This is a genomic window from Collinsella sp. OF02-10, assembly GCF_003463445.1.
Classification (GTDB): Bacteria; Actinomycetota; Coriobacteriia; order Coriobacteriales; family Coriobacteriaceae; genus Collinsella.
Map to the genome: position 1 here is coordinate 238637 of NZ_QSCW01000001.1, position 18288 is coordinate 256924.

Consider the following 18288-nt stretch of genomic DNA (forward strand, 5'->3'; position numbering starts at 1 on the left):
TCTCTCCTCTGATAGGCACACGTTGGCATTAGGATACCCGTCCAAGGAGATCGTGCATAACAAAAAAGCTCCCATTGCTGGGAGCTCTTTCAATCAATGGTGCGGGCGAAAGGACGTCCGCGTATCCGCTTCGTGGATCCGCACCGGCTTCGACCGCCTGCCGGCGGACTCGTCAACTCGCTAAAAACGCTCCGCGTTTTCTTTACGCTCGCTCCTTCGCAGGTTCAAGTCCCCGCGATGGGCCCATAACAAAAAAGCCCCCATTGCTGGGAGCTCTTTCATTTAATGGTGCGGGCGAAAGGACTTGAACCTTCATGGGGTTGCCCCCATACGGACCTGAACCGTACGCGTCTGCCAATTCCGCCACGCCCGCGTGCAGGAATTAGAATAACGGAGCGCCACCGCGAACGCAAGAACTATTTTTGAAAAAGTTTGCAGGCATTTTCCCAAGCGGCATGCGCGATTGTTTCGGCGTCCTCACCAGTGCGATCGACACGGTCGTTAACCAGCGCGTTTGCCGTAATGGAGATCATTGCGGGCTCGCATTCAAGACCGCGGATGGGCTCCGGAGCCATATACGGGCAATCCGTCTCGAACAAAATTCGATCGAGTGGGGTTGCCGCAAATGCCTCGCGCACGTCGTCGTTGCGCTTAAAGGTGGCCGCACCACCATAGGCGATATAGCAGCCCAGCTCCACAAAGCGCTCCATCGTGGCGCGGTCCTCGCCAAAACAGTGCAGCACACAACCGGCCTGGGGCACGCCCACCTCACGAAGCACGTTGTAGGCGTCCACGTGCGAGGTACGCTCCTGGTCCATGTCTTCGTGACGCAGATGCAGCTCCACCGGCACGTTACGGCACACGGCAAGCTCGAGCTGGCGTGCCATGCAGTCAATCTGCACGCTGTGGGGCGCCGGCGCGATGTCGTCGTCGTAATCCATGTGGTAGTCCAGACCGATCTCGCCAATACCGGCGCACAAAGGGTCATCAAGCGCAGCAACAACCTGCGCGTGAATGTCGTCGGTATAGTCCGGCGCGCCATACGGATGCACGCCGGCAAGATACTTGATCTGCGGGATATCCTGCATCGGCAGAATTTCGCGCACGAGCCAGTCGCTATAGTCCGTCACGCTGCGCTTGTCGGCGATGGGGTCGAAGACCGTCACCAACAGGTCGATGCCTGCCGCCTTGGCACGCACGAGTGTCTCGGGCACATCCTTGCCCCAGAACGAAAGCAGATGCGCATGCGTGTCGGCAAGCGGTGCCAAGGGTACGGGACAAGCAACCGTCTTCTTTTTCTTGGTAAACGTCACGCGTTCGGCATTAAGCGTCATGGGAAAGCTCCCGAGCCAGGCACACAAAGTCGGCGACGCCGAGCGTCTCGGCGCGCGTGGTGGATGCGATACCGCAAGCCTCAAAGGCGGCATCGAGCACGTCCTTGGCAAAGCCGTTGGCGCTCATGGAATTGCGGATGGTCTTGCGACGCTGAGCAAATGCAGCGTCAATCACGCGGGCCACAAATTCGCGATCGAGTCCTTCGGGCACCACACCGTCAACACGGTCGATGCGCACGACGGCCGAGTCCACGTGTGGCGCCGGCATAAAGCAACGCGGCGGCACCTCAAAGCGACCCGTTACCTGCGCATACAGGCCAAGCTTTGCCGTATAGCCGCCATAGGTCTTGTTGCCCGGCACTGCGGCAATGCGATCGGCAACCTCCTTTTGCACCATGACGACGGCGCGCTTGAGCGCCGGCATCGTCTGGAAAAATTGCAAAATGATCGTCGCCGCCACGTTATAGGGCAAGTTCGCGACAAATACCGTCGGCTCACCGCCCGCAGCCTGCTCAATCTGCCCCGGCGTCACCTTGAGCGCGTCGCCCATGATAAAGCGGAAGTTGGCATAGTCGGCGGCGTGGGCGTCGAGCACCGGTTCGAGCTCAGGATCGGCCTCAATGGACGTAACGCACGCCGCTTCCTGCAGCAACGCAAGTGTCAAAGTACCGCAACCCGGACCCACCTCGAGTACGCGCTCGTCACCTGCAAGCTCGGCAAGCTCGCAGATACGCTCGATCACATGATTGTCGATTAGAAAGTTCTGGCCCAGGCGATGCTTGGTCGCAAGGCCAAACTCCTCCAGCAGCTCCCTGGTGGCCGTGGGGTTTGCCAAAGGCGAAGTTGTCATAGTTGCCTCCTTAGCATGATGGCGGCGTCTTGAAACGAAAGGGCATGGACCGTTGCGGCCATGCCCTTACATCTAAACAGCAAATTGCCGATATGGCGCTCGCGAAGTCTCTACGCCAGACGCGGGAACAGCGGATCGCCCTTCTCGACGGGCTGACCACCAGCAAGCAGGCCCCAAGCGCAAATGCCCTTGAGGTCGTCGCTCGCGGCCTCGCCCTCACAGGACAGGCGGCGCAGAGCCTCGACAGAAGTCTGGGGCATGAGCGGCATCAGCAGGTGGGCGGCGATGCGGATGGCCTCGAGCAGGTTGTAAATCACAAATGCCAGCTCGTCAGCCTTGGCCTCGTCCTTGGCAAGCGCCCAGGGCTCGGAGTCCTCGATGTAGTGGTTGGCGGCATGGATGAGCTCCATGACCTCATCCTTGGCTCCGCCGTAATCGAGCATGTCCATCTTGGCCATGTAGCGCTCGACCAAACCGTCGGCAATCTTTGCCAGCGGGTTATCGAACGCGTCGGCAGACGCCGGTTTAGCCGGGGCGCAGCCGTCAAAGTACTTTGCGCTCATGTTGAGCGAGCGCGAAATGAGGTTGCCCCAGCTGTTGGCCAGATCGGCGTTGTAGACCTGCTCCATGCGATCGAAGCTGATGGCGCCGTCGGTACCGGGAACGACGTCGGTCATGAAGTAGTAGCGATAGCCCTCGACGCCCAGCATGTCGATAACGTCCTGCGGAGCGATGGCGTTACCGCGGCTCTTGGACATCTTCTCGGCCTTGCCTGTCTCGGCATTGCGCACGGTCAGGAAGCCGTGGGCAAAGACGTGCTCGGGCAGGGCCTCGCCGATGGCCATGAGCATGGCGGGCCAAATGACGCAGTGGAAGCGGATGATGTCCTTACCCACGATGTGGAACTGCGCGGGCCAGCGATAGGCCAGCTCGGCACGCGCCTCGTCGGTGTCGACACCGTAGCCGACGGCCGTCATATAGTTGAGCAGCGCATCGAACCACACGTAGGTCACGTGACCCTCGTCAAACGGGACCTGAATGCCCCAGTCAAAGCTCGTGCGGCTCACGGAAAGGTCGTTAAGGCCGCCCTCGACAAAGCTACGTACCTCGTTCATGCGGAACGCAGGCTCGACAAAGTCGGGGTGCTCGTCATAGAGCTTGAGAAGCTTGTCCTGGAAGGCGGAAAGCTTAAAGAAGTAGGACTCCTCCTGCACGCGCTCAAGCGGACGGTGGCAGTCGGGGCATAGATGCTGGCCGACGCTGCCGTACTCCTCGTCGCCCTTCTGGACCTGCGTATCGGTAAAGTAGGTCTCGTCGGGCACGCAATACCAACCGTCGTAGCTGCCCTTATACAGGTAACCGGACTCCTTCATGCGCTCCCACAGATACTGCACGGCATGATGCTGGCGCGGCTCGGTGGTGCGGATGAAGTCGTCGTTGGAGATCTCGAGCTTGCTCCAAAGCTCCTTGAAGTGCGGGGCCTGGCTATCGGTCCACTCCTGCGGCGTCATGCCATGCTTGGCTGCGGCCTCGGCGACCTTCTCGCCGTGCTCGTCCATGCCGGTCAGGAACTTGACGTTATAGCCGGCGGAACGGCGATAGCGAGCCTGAACGTCGGCGATGATGGTGGAATAAGCCGTGCCCAGGTGCGGATCGGCGTTGACGTAGTAGATGGGCGTCGTGATAAAGAACGAAGGCTTGCTTTGATCCATGGGGTTTGTCCTCCAGAAAAACGTTGCATACAGAGGATGATTCTAGCGCAAGGGCTGGATATCCTCCATCTATTGCATATCGAGCACCATGGCATAGACATCGCGCTTGCGGCGCGAATACTTCTGAGACAGGCGCTTGGCCACCGCAGACGCGGGCTCCCCCTCCTCGAGCGCGGCGCGGATATCCTCGCGCAGGGCCTCGTCGGGATCCGCTGCCGCAGCGCCGACCGGCACGATACCGACCTCCTCATCCTCGCTCGGCGGCGCGATGACCAGCGCGATCTCGCCCTTTACCTCGCCGCGAGCACGCAGCTCCTCGGCAAGCTGGGCAGCGGGCCCGCGCAAGACCTCCTCGTGCAGCTTGGTGAGTTCGCGGCAGACGGCAACCTCACGCTGGGGAAAGACCTCCGTCACGGCCTCGAGCGTCGCCACGATGCGATGTGGAGACTCGTAGAAGATGAGTGCGCCGGGCACCACGGCAAGGCGCTGCAAACGGCGCACGCGGTCGCCGTGCTTTCGGCCCAAAAAGCCCTCGAAGAAAAAATGCTCGCAGGGAATACCGGACGAAACGAGCGCCGTGACGCAAGCAGAAGGCCCGGGAATAACTTCGACGGGCACATCGGCCTCACGCGCCGCCTCGACCAGCGCCTGGCCGGGATCGGACACGCTCGGCATGCCGGCGTCCGAGGCAAAGGCGAGGGTCTCCCCCGCCAGCAGACGGTCGACCAGGCCGGCAGCGCGGCTAGCGATCACATTCTCGTCGCAACGGACAAGCGGCTTGGAAATGCCCAGGTGCATCAGCAGCTTTGACGTCACACGCGTGTCTTCGCAGCAGATGACATCGGCAGCGGCAAAGGCCTCGCCAACGCGCGGGGACAGGTCACCCAGGTTGCCGATGGGCGTGCCGACCACATAGAGTTTGCCCGTATGGGCGCTGTTTTGCGTCATATCAACCTATTCAATCATGCCGCGCTCGAGCGTACCGAGCGCCGCGCGGGCGTCCCATGCTGCAATGCGCTTCTCGGTCTTCCACGTTTGGAAGAACCAACCGGCAGCCGGCGCAAACGAAGCCAGCTGGTTGGCGATAAACACGCGCTCGTAGGCGTTGCGGCCCTCGGGCGTAACCGACGAGTTGGCAAAGATCGCCGCGCCCGACCATTCGCCCACCAGCACGGGGAACCCAGTCGAAATCGCTTCTTTAAGCTCGCGCTTGTTACGCGAAATCGCCGTCGTCAGCCCGCGGGGGCTCGTGATGTCGAGCGCATACTCGTCGCGGTAATGGTACAGGTGAAGGTCCATGTAGACGTTCTTGTACTTGGCGCCGCGCATAAAATGCTTCCACTCGCTGGGATGCCCCGACGACGAGAAGACGACGATCTTATCCTCGGGCATATACGAACGGACGAGCTCGTAGGCATCGCGATAGAAATTGCGCAGGTAATGAGCGGGAATGCCATCCGTCATGGTGAAGAGGCTCTTGCGAACGCTCATCTGCGGCGTGTCCAGCAGCTCAATGCCCAGCAGGCTCTCGGCCTCGCCATAGCGATCGGCCAAGCGCTCGAGCACGTCGAGTGCGACATGGCGGCCGTTAGTGGACGAATGCCACTCGGCAACAGCCTCCGGCGTGGTGGGCGAATCGTTGGAATCGCCCTGGCCACCGGGCACGGTTGCCAGATCGAGCAGCACGCGGATGTCGTACTTGGCAGCCCACTCAATCGCGCGGTCGATGTAATCGACAACCGATATGTAGGAGGCATCGGACTCCTGTGAGCCAAAGGCATACCAAGGCACCGGCAGACGCACGGCATTGAGACCGATCTGCGCCATGCGACGAAAATCGTCCTCGCTCACAAACGTCTCGTAATGGCGGCGCATGCGCTCGTTATAGGCGGCGGTACCCATGGCCTCCTGTAGCTCGGCCGCGTTGGATGCACCGGTCGCCGCATACAGCGACGGGGTCACCCAAGGCTCGGGAATAAACCAGCCAGAGAGATTAACGCCGAGTATCCTCTCCATCACTGCCCCCTTCGGATCATGCAGGTCGAACCCGCATCGTATTGCATAGGATAAGTATCGTTTTGAGTATACCCGCGTGTGCGGACAGGCGACCGAACGGTCTGTAAAGTGACGCGAAAGTGGGAGGAATGTCTGGGGCGGGCGGGCTCGGAATGGTGCGACGAGGTGTGTACGCGCGCCGGAGGCAGGCACCGGAAAGTGTGTCCCGTTCTATCGCTCAATAATGGGGCGCATTTTCCGCAGAACCCTACATAAAAGAAAAGGACCCCTTTGCAGAGGTCCTAGTCAATTCAAGGTGGCGGGGAAGGGAATCGCTCCCGCGCGCTGCGCGGACGGACCGCTGCGGCGCTTACGCGCCTTGCGAGCTGCGCTGGCAAACGCTTACGCGTTTACTCAGCTCCGCGCCCTCACGGGGTTCGATTCCATGTGGGGGCTGCATAAAAGAAAAGGACCCCTTTGCAGAGGTCCTAGTCAATTCAAGGTGGCGGGGAAGGGAATCGAACCCCTGACACGAGGATTTTCAGTCCTCTGCTCTACCAACTGAGCTACCCAGCCATTTGAGGTGTGCCTTGTTTCAAGGCTTGATTAGTATAACCAAGGACGCGTTCCGGTCAACCGAGAATTTTAAAAAAGTTTTTGAGCACAGCCTCGGTTCTATAAATCGGCACGTCAGAGACATCAGCCGGCAGCAAGAAGTTTTTCGCTCAGAGCCGCACGGGCAAACTCACTTGGCGTCATCCCCTCGGCAGCCGCCCGTCGACGAATGGCCTCCTTCATTCCCAGAGGAATCTTGACTGACAGCGTTGCCGTCCCCTCACCTGAGAGTGGGGGCCGTCCATGCACGATCCCACCAACGGTGTGTTCGCCATCCGGAAACTCTCCGCGCTCGTACGACTCGCACCACGCGTCAATCATTTCATCCGTTACAACCTGACCATTAGCGGCCGTATACGTCTTGCCCATCATCGACCCCTTTGCCGAGCCTGTTCAATCTCCTGCCAAAATTTCTTCTGGACTGGAGACAAGGCATGAATGATAAGCCACCCACGGACAAGCTCGACCGCGACAAGCTCCACGCTTCGTCCGTCTGGGAGCCATCCAATCGCAAGCCATCTCGGCGGCTCGTCCTTCGACTCGCGACGAATGCACTCAGTAACCGCAAGCCAAGCGCTAAGCACCTGCTTTTCCGTCAGGTGCTTTTTAGCGTTGGGATGGATCTCAACATCCATGCATCTTCTCCTCCATCTTACCCAATTTCGTATGACGAAAGTCCGCTGTCGCCAATTCTTAAGCCGGCACGCGTTGGAGAGCAGGGATCGAAACAATGATTGAAGGACGCTCTAGTACGGCCCAGGCGCCGGGGCAGGAGCACGTGCGCCAAGGACGAACGCTTTCGTAGCGCGCGAGGATATTGCCGTCGCGATCGATGAAGGCGATGTCGATGGGATAGGCCATAAAACACGTATGGACCGAAGAGCAGCGTGGAAACGCCATGACGAGCGGCAGACCGTTGGCGGCAACCGGACACCGTCCCAGCATGCCGCGCAGGCGCACGGCAAACGACTCCGCCACCACAAACTCGGCCGGCGTCCAACCCAGCCTGTTGAGCGCCCGCGCGTACGCGATGTAGGACGAGACCGCGGTCACATGACCACCCCCGGACGCCATGGATCGACCGTCACCGCGCGCTCGTGCGACAACGTTGTCGGCGCCCCCAGCGTAACGCCAGCGATGCTGAGAGAAGTCGGCCACGGCTCATAGTGCATGGTGCAGGTGTAGGTCCTAAACGTACCGGATAGGGAGAGCAGGCCACCATCCGATGCCTCCGCGCCTTGCTCGCTCGACACTTCGATCTGCAAGCCATAGCCTTCCATGGCATTCAGAATTTGAGTCTGAACCGTCGCCGAGGCATCGGCAGAGCTTTCGTCGCCCTCCCCCTCCGACGCCACGGCGTGCGCCAACACGATGTCGGGCACCACGCGGTCGAAGCGCGCGACAGCGCTGGCAAAGATCATGACGTTGTACACGATGAGTGCCAGCACCAGCAAAACGGGCGTAACCACTGCCATCTCCACCGTCGCTTGGGCGCGCTCCTCGCGCAGACGCATGCGGATACTCATTACGACCCACCGCCCAGAGCGCCAACCAGCGTGGCGACATCGACGGTGAGCGGGATGGAGCCGCCGCCGGGCAGAGGAATCTCCGCAAGCGTGAACACCGTGCCGCTAATGGTGCGTTCGACTTGATATTCCAACGCCTCGCAAAGCGCCTTGGGATCGGTCACGCCCAACGGAATACTTCGCAGCTTGTCTTGCGCTTGAGAGAAACCAGCAATGTCAGACCCCGGACTCTTAATGACGTTGGCGGAATCGGTCAGCACCGGCTTTCGCAGGCGCAAGTCGCACGGCTCCAGACCCAACGCCGCCACGGACGCCGAAACGGTATCGCCGAGCCACGATGCGATGGAGCCCAACGCGCCGCTGCCCCCTCCTAGGCCTTTAATCATCTCGTCCATAAGTTCGTCGGCCGAACCTTGGATGTCTCCGTATCCCACAAGCAGCCGTCCCCAGACATCCATGACGCCATCGAGTACGCCGGCAACGCCACCCGAGCGTTCCTTCAATGTCGAGAAAAATCGCGAAAGCACGTTGTTTTGCGCCGTCGCCCCATCGGGCGCCAGCACCGCGGCAGAGATGGCACCGCGATCGCCAAGCCTGACTGCCGTGTTAAACGAAGAGTTGAGCTCATCGGGGCTCGAGATGGCACCCGAAACCGCAAAGGCAACCACGCCGTTGCGACCGGGCGGAGCGATACGCGGACGCTCACCGGAAAGTTCTTTGATGGCGGTATCGAACGCATTGCCCGCACGGTCGGCTTCGTCCTCGGTCTGACGCTCGAGCTCGAGCTCCTTGTTGCGACAGTCGACGTAGTCCTCCAGGGCGTCTTTAAACTTGTCAAAGTGATACTCGAAGCCGTTTTCGATAGAGGTTGAAGGCGCCGCAACAGCACCAAGCGACAAAACGCCAAAATGGCATTTGCTGCATTTATCCTGTCCATCGTAATCGGCAACCGAAGCAAATCCGCTCGGCGTCCCTTTCTTATAGTTGGGGCAGGTCGTCCCGTAATGCAGATACGCCTTGTCATCGTTTACGCTAGTCGGCCACACCGCATCGGTATAGAGTTCCGTCGCCCGAACCTCATCAGAGTTGCGCGGCAGCAGCGGAATATAGGAGGAAACCCTGTCTCCGTTCTCGGTTATATATGCCCGATCGACCTCCGCGTTCGCATAGGTATAAAACGCCTTACGCGCCGCAGACTCTGCCTTCATCTCGACACTCGAGCCGCGGGGCTTCTCATTTGTCAGACGCCAATGGTAGTAGTCCTTCGCGCGATCAAGGGCAACTTGGGGCTCCCACGTAACGCTCGATGAGTAATGCGGATTTTGAACACCGGAGAGATCCGTTAGGCTTTTCGCACGCTCCCACATGCAAGAACAGCTGCCGACCGAGCCCTTGTCAGACCCACCACAATCCGCCAGCCAAGCGCGCTCCTTTGCCTTCGCCGTCTCCTCCGAGGCCTTCCGCAGCTCCTCGGCCGCACGCTCTAAATCATCTGATGTGTCTTTAATGGTATCGGTCGAGATCTCTGACCCTTTGAGCGCAGCAAAGTCCGACTCGGATGTCCTGGGCACGGCAAGCGCCGTACCGGTATAGGTCACACTATCGGTATCCTGCGCCGACACCGCCTGCGTGGCACGCGCGGCGATCAGATACGGCAGAGCCGTCTCGATTTTCTGTAAGCCTTCCGATGCGCTTTTGGCAAACTTGTTGCGCGTTTTAATGATCTCGATCCCGGTGTCGACCATATTGCCGGCAACCGGCTCGGCACCCGGGATGAGGATGGCGACCAGGCCCGTCCCGATCGTGGCAAACCCCGCCAGCCCCAGACTCAAGATACTCGCATCAACCACCGTGGCAGCCGTGTGATAGGACGACACTACGTTGGCACCCGCCAGCGCGCCGCTATCGGCCGCCACCTGGGTGTCCCCGGCACGCGACATGCTCCATATCGCCGCGGTCGACGAAAACAACAATGTGAGCACCACTAGGATGACCACGGCAGAAGAAAGCGTGGTATAGGCGCCGTCTTCGATAAACAGATCGACACCGGCTCGACCCATAAAGCCGCCTCGCTTGCGATGGCAGCTCGGACGGTGCGTCAAAACGCGTCTAGACCAGAAACGCTTAATCCCATGCAGCAATCCACGAATCATAATCTCCCTCCAGCCATTCGGGACGCGATTGATACGAGACATCGACCTTGAGCTCAACGTAGCCGCCCTCGGCGGTACCACCCATAGCCTGCGCAAACGCACCGATCACAGGCAACGGCTTGACCTCGCCGGAAACGGACACGGACGAGGCGCCACCCGCACCGACCCGGCCAAGCTCGATATCCCACGACAACGGCCCGCCGGCATGAAAGATCGAAACGTTGGGCACTGCGGCAAGTCGGCGGCGGGTGAACTCCTTAAGATCGTCGTCCTCCGCCGTCGTCGTGGTCATGAGCCGCGCGGTCTCGGCGGCGGCAGACTCCATGACCGCGCGCGTATAGAGCAGACACGCCGGTTGCAGTGCGAGAAGGATGAGCGTCAGAAACGTCGGCAGCAAAAAAGCGGCCTCGACCGTAGACTGCGCCCGGTCCTCGCGCGCGATATCAATACAGCGCGATGTCCTCAGCACCCGCAGCAGCGTCGACAACCGATGTCGAGGTGACGCCGTGAGACGCCGCCCGCTCGACCAGCGCCGCCAAGCGCCCATCGGTGCCAGCACGCCAAAGCCCCGCAATCGCCAGCACGATCGATAACAGCGCCACCGTGACGATGGCGTATTCGACCGTCGCCTGGGCAGATTCCTCACGCAGGACATCATGCATTTCACGATCCCTCCTTTGAGTCCGTTGCCTGCGGGCTCAGGCGCACGGCGCGCAGACGACACGAAGCATCGCCAGTATCCGCGGCAACCGTCACCATATCGACCCAGCCGCGTCCGTCGCGCACGATAGCGCCCCACACGTTGCCCTTGATATCGAGATAGCCGCTCAGAGCAAGTTGTGCCGTGGGTACCTCGCGATAGGCACGCAGCATATCCGCTGCCGCTTCGGTCATCGGTCGGTCCTCGGACCATGCAAGCCGGACCGCAATCGCGTTGCCCTCAGGCGAATCCGTCGCAGTGCCAGACCGCTTGTCGAGCGCCCGCAGAAAGGTTTGCGCCGTGACAGCGACATCCGAATCGTCCGCATCTCGCATCTCATCTTTTTGAGACGCCACCGCCGAATCTGAGCCCAAATCGGAGGCGGTCCCAGGACGCTGCTGCCGCGCGGCGTTAAGCCCCCAAAGCACCACCGCTATCGCCACGGTCAGGCAAGCAAACACCAGCAGCACCCCGATGGGGCGCTCGCCCTCTACAGGCTGTTGATGCCCTCGCTGATCGCATCCCATAGCTCTTTAACCTTGCCTTTAAATGCAACGATGGCAATAATCGCGATCACCACAAGTACGCCCACTAAAATGGCGTACTCGGTGGTACCCTGCGCGCTCTCCTCCTGCAACAGCTCCTTGGCATGCTGGCGAGTGTGAATCGCCCGGCAAAAAGCCCAGCTCCAAGCCTTGTCAGCAACTTCGACCATCGTGTTCATGTATTCCTCCCTACATCATCCCGCCTGCTCCCAGCAGCGGGCCCAATATGGACAGAAGCAACGCCGGCAAGATGAGCGTGCCGGTGGGAATCAACAGCTTGACGGGCGCACGCTCGATCTCGCGCTCGACCGCGGCGCGATGAGCCGCACGGATCTCGCGACTTTGAGCGGCCAGCGTCTCGGCAAGTGGGGCACCCAGGGCGAGCGCCTGCCCCACCGTGATGGCAAAGGTCTCGAGCGCTCGCACGTCCAGATCGCGCGCGGCGGCCAACAACTCGTCCTCACGCGTGCCCACGCCCACCTGCCACGCCATGCAGGCGCGCTCAAGGCGAAGAGCCAGCACTGACCGGCGGTTGGCGCAGAAAATCTCAAGCGCCGCATCAAACGAAAGACCGGCCGAAAGACCCAAGCGCACAACATCGATCATCTCGGACACTTCGCCGAGCGACACTCGCGCCGGGCCGCCCGCTCCAACCGCGCCCTTCACTCGCGCGGTCAGAGCATCGACCACCGAGCGACCAGCGGCAGCGACCAGCACCGCCTCGCGCTTGCAGGCCCCTGCGATCTTGCGTGCATCCGCCCGATCAAAACCCGTCGCGACAAATACACTCAGGGCGCACAGGCAAGCCGCAACTGCAACCGAGGCGCTCATAGCTCCACCCGCATAATGCGCCGGATAACCACCAGGGCAACGGCGTTGAGGGCAAGACCCAGCACCACAGCGCCCGCGCCGGCAGGCGTCGCAAGACCGCGACGAAAATCTGCCGAAAGCAGCGCCAACACCGCGCACATGCCCGCCGGCATCGCCGCGACCATATGCGCAGACATGCGAGCCTGCGACGTCTTAACATCCAGGCGGCGCTTGAGCTCAATGCGCTCCCCCACCATGCTCGACGCCTCGGACAGTAAGTCGGCAAGCGGAGCGCCGGTGCGCTGAGACACCTTAAGCGCCAAGGTCACAAGCGAAAGACCGGGGGCGTCGATACGCACGAGCAAGTCATCGAGCGCGTCGGTCGCCGAGATGCCGCAATCGATCGCCGCCGCCACCCGCAAAAACTCGTTATGCACTGGCTCTTGCGCATGAGCGCCCACAAAGCGCATGCCCTGGGCCAGCGAATGTCCCGAGGCAAGCGACATGGAAAGTGCGGTAAACGCCTCGGGCATTGCCTCTTCTGCATCGTGTTGCTCGCGCCGGCTCTCAAAGCCATCCCGAGCGGCACCAACGGCAAACGGAGCAACAAGTCCCAAGGCAAATCCGAGGGGCGATAACGACACCATCGTTAGTAAAACGCAGCAGACACCGCTCGATAGCAGCAGAAACGCCAAACATCCCGAAGCATCCTCGATCACGAGGCCAAGGCGATGCGCCGGAGCCAGCGATGCCCACGAACGGGCGATCTTTTTCAGCAGATCGTTTTTCACCAGCTCACGCGGCAGCTTCTCTGCCACCGTCTCGAGCGCCTGACGTGCCAGCTCCGCCGGCGGTACCTGCGGCACACGAGGTTCCGCCCCGCACGCCGTCGCGACAGAAAGCCCTGCCAAGCCCCCTACGACGAGGGGCACAGCGATCTCCATTCGTCCACCTCCTCTTGTGTGAGCGTCCCCGACCGCAGGCCTTCTGCGATAAACGGCGGCTCGCGGTCAAGCGTCCAGGTGCGCTCGGCGGCATCGAACGTCACATAGCGCTCGAGCTCTACGCCGCCCGATGCGGCGCGTCGCACCCCCGAATACGAGGAGACGAAGCGCCTGCCATCGGCGTGGCGCTCGGACATCACGATACCGTCGAGCGCCATGGCAATCTGCTCCTCGATGAGCTCACTCGGCAGGTCGATGCCATAACGTGCAAGCAACGTCAGACGCACCACGGTCTCCTGTTCTGAACCCGCATGAAGTGTGGTGAGCGACCCGTCGTGGCCCGTGTTCATGGCCTGCAACATGTCGCAGCACTCGGCACCGCGCACCTCGCCCACCACGATGCGGTCGGGGCGCATGCGCAGGGCATTAGTTACCAGGTCGCGGATCGTCACCGCGCCTTCACCCTCAATTGAAGCCTCGCGCGCCTCTAGGCGCACCACGTGCGGATGATGCGCAAACTTGAGCTCGGCAGAGTCCTCGATCGTCACGATGCGCTCGCCGGTGGAAATCTCACATGACAACGCGTTGAGCAGGGTGGTCTTACCAGATCCCGTGCCTCCCGCAACCGCCAGGTCCTGTCGCAGCGACACCGCGCACGACAGCAGCTGCGCATACCAAAGCGGCAGCGACCCCAGCCCCACAAGCTCGTCCAGCGAGCAGATACGGTCCGAGAACTTTCGGATGGTGAGAATCGGTCCGTCAATCGCCACAGGCGGAATCACCGCGTTGACGCGATAGCCCGTTTTGAGGCGGGCGTTGACGATGGGGCTGCGCTCGTCGATACGGCGGCCAAGTGGCGAGATGATGCGGTCGATAAGCACACGGATCTGTTCATCATCCTCAAACGCATGCTCGATGGGGTACAAGACGCCGCCGCGTTCAAAGAAAGCCGAGCGGCAGCCGTTGATCATGATCTCGGTAACGGTGTCGTCCTCGATGAGCGGCTGCAACGGCCCCAAGCCCACCACGTCATCCAAAATCTCGTCGATGATGGTTTCGCGCTCGGGCGTCGCGAGATCGGTCGGCTCCTCAACATTGAGCGCCGCCTCCACCGCAGGACGCAATTCCGAGCGGGCAAGTGCCGGGTCGATATAGGCGCTGATACGCGCCACTTCGTCGTAACCCATGCGGTCCATCACGGCGCGCTTGGTGCGTCGTTTCACCGCGCGGCGACGCCCCGCATCTACAGGCGCTGCCGCCGCTGCAGCGCCGGCAGCCTTAATCCTCGTTTGCAGGCTCATCGCTGATCACCCTCGCGCAACCAGGGAAGGCGGATACGCGGGCGTTCGGTACGCGTTGCACGGTCGGCGACCATATCGCCCCAAGGGCCGACGGCGCACCCCAGTTCCACGAGCATCTCGCGCGTGGCCTCGCGCATGCTAGTCGCAAAAGCACTGGTCTGCCCCACCGCCTCGTCAGCGCGTCCAAACGCCATGAGCGCGGCGAGATCCTGCCCGCCATCGGCGATACGAATCTTGGAGCTCAACGCACAGGCAATCTCAAAGCGCATGGCGACGTCCTCGTCTGCCCCGCGCGCACCGAACCGGTTGAACACGGCGCTCATGCGCGTGCGCGGCACACCTACTCGACTTGCCAGTTCGATGACGCGCGACGCCGATGTCGCGGACGACACCGCCGCATCGCCAACGACCAGGCAACGGTCGCTCGCCGCCACCGCAGCCGCCACGGCGTCGCCCCAAAAGACCGAGGTATCGATAAAGACCACGTCGGATTCGCGACGCAGAACATCAAGCAGTAGCTCCACCGGACGCGCCATGAGCTCAGCTTGCTCGGGCGCCGCGACGGGACCCCAGAGCGTAACGCCCGGCGCCACGCGCATCGATGTGGCTACGATATCCGGCTCGGTGAGCGTGCCCGCCGCCGACGGCTCGATAAGTGCCGCCATATCGCGCGGAGCATCGACGCCTAACAAGTCGTAAAGGTTTCCAAACATCAGGTCCAGGTCGAGCACGGCGGCACGCAAGCCCAACAGCGACGATGTGTGTGCCATGGTGGCAACGATCGTCGACTTGCCGCAACCGCCCGAACCCGAAATAGCGCAGATGACCGGAGCTCGATGCGGCGGAGCGGCAGCGTCTGCCGGCGGCATCGGAGGCGGCGGGGCGGGCGTCGGTGGCAGCGCCCCCGTCTCCCCCGCCGCAACCACACGCTGCGTCCAAGCCGGCATGGCAGCTTGTTCGGTCTGCGAGGCAGGCTCGTTCTGCGCAATCTGCTCATGCTGCATTAGCGACAACTCGCCGCACCCGGCAAAGCCCTCAACTTCGTCGAGTTCATCCACCAGATTCACGCCGTGCACGTATCCCATATCTACAGCCGGGGAGTCGCCAGCATGCTGCGCCGGCCCTCCAGCGTCATCGCATACAAGGGGGTTCCGGGGGCGCCGACCATGCTCGGCTTCCGCTTTTCCATAATCATCAACACGCGGGCCTCTTGTAGCGCGAGGCGCCCCGGGTTCCCTATCAACAAAAGCATCGGGCTCAATCGTCATGCGCCGATCGGAATCAACCGCTCCCTCGCCCGCGCGCCCGTTGCCGCATATACTGTGTGCAGCGATGACCTCGGTCGCCCCCGCGCGAAACAGCCCCTCGATATCCGACGGATCGAGCGCTTCTATCAACACGACCACGCGACTCACGCGGCCTTCGGCCGTCAGGCGCGCAACAGTCTTGCGCACATCTTCGGTATCAAACAGAGACGCCGCGATGATGGCAGCCCCGCGGCGCGACGGAAACGCCCGCGCCATGGAAACCAGCCCGTCCAGGTCACCCACGCGAAGCACCTGTGCACCCGCATCACGGCCCTCGACTTCCCGCTGCAACAGCCCGTAATCGCCGCACGCGCAGCACGCAAGCCAGATCGCCTTCATCACTCGTCGCCTCCGCTCTTTTTGCCGCGCGCCGTGGCGGGAATCGTCAAGCTGACCGTTCCCTTGCCCGAGGCTCCCAGCAGTTCCTTGACGTCTTCGGGGTCAGCCGCCAGCGTCACCCATTCGATCTTGCCCTCGCGCGTGGCACCAGAATCCTCACTGGTATCGATCACGTGCGCGCCGCACAGCCGATCGGTCACGCCGTCCTTTTGCACGTACACGTCCACGTAGCTGCCCACGCCCGTGGCACCGCCGACCGAGTGCTCGGCATCGACCGCCACCGAAACGGCAACCTTGCCCTTAGGCACCTCGAGCTTGCGGCTCTCGGCCTTGGTGTAGACATTGCAGATCACGGCGTTTTTGGGAATACGCGAAGTCGTCACGTCGCCGCGCACCTGGCGCAGCTCGGTCGCCGCGTCACGCGGCAGCAGACTCGTCAGCCATTCCTGGGTTATGACATTGGTCTCATCGAGGGTCTCACCCACATCGATATCGCGCGCCGCGACGCATACCTCGACGCGATCGCCACCGTACTTGGCCAAGGTCTCAGCCTGGACCTGTTCGGCTTGCGAGCGGATCGACGAGCCGTAAACCATGCAGAGCAGAGCAGCGAGCACGCCCGCGACCAGACTGATGGCGATGCGCTTGCTCTTGTTCACGGCCGCTCCTCTCATGGCAGTGCCGGGCGAATGCCCGTACCACCATTGTCTGGGCGGCCAGAGTGCAAAGCGGCGCAATCGCAATCTTGGTTTTCGATGTCAAACCAATCGCTGACCAAAAGCTGACCAGCCCGTCAAGCTCGTGGCAAGGTTTTGGTCAGCACGTCAGCAAACTGCATGTTTCGAGGCTTTTCCGCAGCAAAAAAGCCGTCTCCCGAACAGTTGGGAGACGGCTGTCATAGGAAAAATCAATTACAGATGGACATCGGGATCGAGCATTTGAGCGCTCACGCGCATGGATGACGCCAGATTTTGGAAAGTTTCCAGACGCAGGCTGTCGATCTGCCCGGCGTCCTCGGCCTCGCGAACGGCGCAACCCGGTTCGTGGGTATGCGTGCAGTCGCCAAACCGGCACGCACGCGATGCCTCGACAATCTCGGGGAAGGCGCGTGCCAGACCCCGCTCGTGACCAACGAGCGGCAAACTGCGCAGACCCGGGGCATCGGCGATCACGCCGGCGTCGCCCGGCAGCGCCACCATCACGCGCGCGACGGTAGTGTGACGGCCCTGGTCGTCGCGTTCGCGCACACCGCCGGTCGCCAACGTATCGTGGCCCAGCAGTGCATTGAGCAGCGTCGACTTGCCGGCACCCGACTCGCCCAGAATCATGGCGCAGCTCCCGGCAGGCACGCAGGCACGGACCTCGTCCAGACCGCGGCCCTCGGCAGAAGACGTCAAGATCACGCACACGTCCGGACCCACCAGACGGCGCACGCGGTCCAGATCGCGCTCGAGCTCCCCGGCATCGCAGCGGTCAGCCTTGGTGAGCACCACCACCGGCTCGGCATCGCAGTCGAGCGCCAACACCAGCGAGCGCGCCACACGGTCGAGCAGCACCTCGCCGGCACCGAGCGCCTGCACGATTAGCACGCTATCCACGTTGGAGCAGAGCACCTGGCGCTCTCCGCGGGCACGGCCGCGCCAACGCTCAAAGCTCGTACGGCGCGGCAGTACGCATTCAATCACGCCCATATCGTGCCCGGGAGCGCGGCGCACCGCCACACGATCGCCCACGGCAGGCAGCAGGACCTCGTCCCCACCGCGCGACTTGGCAAATCCCACGGCATGCTCGGCGCGGAAGGTATCGTCGGCAGTCGCCACCAGCGGAAACCCACGATCCAAGCGCACCACGGCGCCAAGCTGCATCTGCTCGGGCTCCTCGGCATGTGCGCAGAAATCATCAAAGGCAGCCTGCTGAGCTTCATCGACCGGCAGGTCATCAAACGCCGGAACATCCTGCAGCGCGTCAAGCCCCGGTACACTCGCCAGCAACTCCTCAGCAGATGCAGGGGGTTCGGTCGCGAGCTTCCGACGACGATCACGCTTAGCCCGCGCCCCCGTCGTCTTTTTCTTCGCCTTAGCCTTAGCCTTAGCCACAAACGCCTCCCAGCACCAAAAATCACAACTGAGCAGGTATTTTCCCACAAAAAAGAGTCGG

The 18288-nt window shown here is 61.9% G+C and carries 20 protein-coding genes and 2 tRNA genes; all 22 read right to left on the bottom strand.

Annotation, left to right across the window (positions count from 1 at the left end; translation table 11 throughout):
* Positions 1 to 286: 286 nt before the first annotated feature.
* Positions 287 to 373, bottom strand: a tRNA-Leu gene (locus tag DXA43_RS01030).
* A 43-nt stretch (positions 374 to 416) separates the two neighbouring features.
* Positions 417 to 1334, bottom strand: coding sequence for a TatD family hydrolase (locus DXA43_RS01035; protein ID WP_117759597.1), 918 nt, complete (start codon positions 1332 to 1334; stop codon positions 417 to 419).
* Positions 1324 to 2184 (bottom strand): 16S rRNA (adenine(1518)-N(6)/adenine(1519)-N(6))-dimethyltransferase RsmA, encoded by an 861-nt coding sequence (rsmA, locus tag DXA43_RS01040; RefSeq protein WP_117759595.1) that lies wholly within the window; start codon positions 2182 to 2184, stop codon positions 1324 to 1326. The genes DXA43_RS01035 and rsmA overlap by 11 nt, the downstream gene beginning before the upstream one ends.
* A 110-nt stretch (positions 2185 to 2294) precedes the next feature.
* Positions 2295 to 3896: a methionine--tRNA ligase gene (metG, locus tag DXA43_RS01045; protein ID WP_117563697.1), complete on the bottom strand. Its 1602-nt coding sequence runs from the start codon at positions 3894 to 3896 to the stop codon at positions 2295 to 2297.
* 69 nt (positions 3897 to 3965) lie between these two features.
* Entirely contained in the window at positions 3966 to 4844 is an 879-nt protein-coding gene (rsmI, locus tag DXA43_RS01050) for a 16S rRNA (cytidine(1402)-2'-O)-methyltransferase (RefSeq protein ID WP_117806011.1), read from the bottom strand.
* 6 nt (positions 4845 to 4850) lie between these two features.
* Positions 4851 to 5912 (bottom strand): glycoside hydrolase family 5 protein, encoded by a 1062-nt coding sequence (locus DXA43_RS01055; RefSeq protein ID WP_055309641.1) that lies wholly within the window; start codon positions 5910 to 5912, stop codon positions 4851 to 4853.
* Positions 5913 to 6394: 482 nt separating this feature from the next.
* A tRNA-Phe gene (locus DXA43_RS01060) sits at positions 6395 to 6467 on the bottom strand.
* Between the two features lie 123 nt (positions 6468 to 6590).
* Positions 6591 to 6875 (bottom strand): ribbon-helix-helix domain-containing protein, encoded by a 285-nt coding sequence (locus tag DXA43_RS01065; protein WP_035137167.1) that lies wholly within the window; start codon positions 6873 to 6875, stop codon positions 6591 to 6593.
* On the bottom strand, positions 6875 to 7141 hold the full coding sequence (locus DXA43_RS01070) for a hypothetical protein (protein WP_117736226.1): 267 nt from the start codon (positions 7139 to 7141) through the stop codon (positions 6875 to 6877). Before DXA43_RS01070 ends, DXA43_RS01065 begins: the two co-directional genes overlap by 1 nt.
* Before the next feature lie 58 nt (positions 7142 to 7199).
* A complete protein-coding gene (locus DXA43_RS01075) occupies positions 7200 to 7559 on the bottom strand; it encodes a DUF192 domain-containing protein (protein WP_233508931.1) in 360 nt (119 codons plus the stop codon).
* Positions 7556 to 8032 (bottom strand): TadE/TadG family type IV pilus assembly protein, encoded by a 477-nt coding sequence (locus DXA43_RS01080; RefSeq protein WP_117759589.1) that lies wholly within the window; start codon positions 8030 to 8032, stop codon positions 7556 to 7558. The genes DXA43_RS01075 and DXA43_RS01080 overlap by 4 nt, the downstream gene beginning before the upstream one ends.
* Positions 8032 to 10092, bottom strand: a complete 2061-nt coding sequence (locus DXA43_RS01085) for a hypothetical protein (protein ID WP_117759587.1) — start codon at positions 10090 to 10092, stop codon at positions 8032 to 8034. Before DXA43_RS01085 ends, DXA43_RS01080 begins: the two co-directional genes overlap by 1 nt.
* A gap of 64 nt (positions 10093 to 10156) precedes the next feature.
* Positions 10157 to 10654 carry a TadE/TadG family type IV pilus assembly protein gene (locus DXA43_RS01090; RefSeq protein WP_233505636.1) on the bottom strand — a complete coding sequence of 166 codons (498 nt, stop codon included), beginning with the start codon at positions 10652 to 10654 and terminating at the stop codon, positions 10157 to 10159.
* Positions 10629 to 10847: a hypothetical protein gene (locus tag DXA43_RS10240; protein ID WP_147336392.1), complete on the bottom strand. Its 219-nt coding sequence runs from the start codon at positions 10845 to 10847 to the stop codon at positions 10629 to 10631. The genes DXA43_RS01090 and DXA43_RS10240 overlap by 26 nt, the downstream gene beginning before the upstream one ends.
* Before the next feature lies 1 nt (position 10848).
* Positions 10849 to 11412: a hypothetical protein gene (locus tag DXA43_RS01095; RefSeq protein WP_147336391.1), complete on the bottom strand. Its 564-nt coding sequence runs from the start codon at positions 11410 to 11412 to the stop codon at positions 10849 to 10851.
* Positions 11376 to 11609 (bottom strand): hypothetical protein, encoded by a 234-nt coding sequence (locus DXA43_RS01100; protein WP_117583818.1) that lies wholly within the window; start codon positions 11607 to 11609, stop codon positions 11376 to 11378. Before DXA43_RS01100 ends, DXA43_RS01095 begins: the two co-directional genes overlap by 37 nt.
* A gap of 10 nt (positions 11610 to 11619) precedes the next feature.
* The gene (locus DXA43_RS01105; protein ID WP_117759583.1) at positions 11620 to 12261 is read right to left on the bottom strand and encodes a type II secretion system F family protein; all 642 of its coding nucleotides are present in this window, start codon (positions 12259 to 12261) and stop codon (positions 11620 to 11622) included.
* Positions 12258 to 13184, bottom strand: coding sequence for a type II secretion system F family protein (locus tag DXA43_RS01110; protein WP_117776651.1), 927 nt, complete (start codon positions 13182 to 13184; stop codon positions 12258 to 12260). The genes DXA43_RS01105 and DXA43_RS01110 overlap by 4 nt, the downstream gene beginning before the upstream one ends.
* The gene (locus tag DXA43_RS01115) at positions 13157 to 14485 is read right to left on the bottom strand and encodes a CpaF family protein (RefSeq protein WP_006235095.1); all 1329 of its coding nucleotides are present in this window, start codon (positions 14483 to 14485) and stop codon (positions 13157 to 13159) included. The genes DXA43_RS01110 and DXA43_RS01115 overlap by 28 nt, the downstream gene beginning before the upstream one ends.
* Positions 14482 to 16131, bottom strand: a complete 1650-nt coding sequence (locus DXA43_RS01120) for a P-loop NTPase (RefSeq protein ID WP_117759579.1) — start codon at positions 16129 to 16131, stop codon at positions 14482 to 14484. The genes DXA43_RS01115 and DXA43_RS01120 overlap by 4 nt, the downstream gene beginning before the upstream one ends.
* A complete protein-coding gene (gene cpaB, locus DXA43_RS01125) occupies positions 16131 to 16790 on the bottom strand; it encodes a Flp pilus assembly protein CpaB (protein WP_233503148.1) in 660 nt (219 codons plus the stop codon). The genes DXA43_RS01120 and cpaB overlap by 1 nt, the downstream gene beginning before the upstream one ends.
* 252 nt (positions 16791 to 17042) lie before the next feature.
* On the bottom strand, positions 17043 to 18227 hold the full coding sequence (gene rsgA / locus DXA43_RS01130) for a ribosome small subunit-dependent GTPase A (protein ID WP_233539985.1): 1185 nt from the start codon (positions 18225 to 18227) through the stop codon (positions 17043 to 17045).
* Between the last annotated feature and the right edge of the window lie 61 nt (positions 18228 to 18288).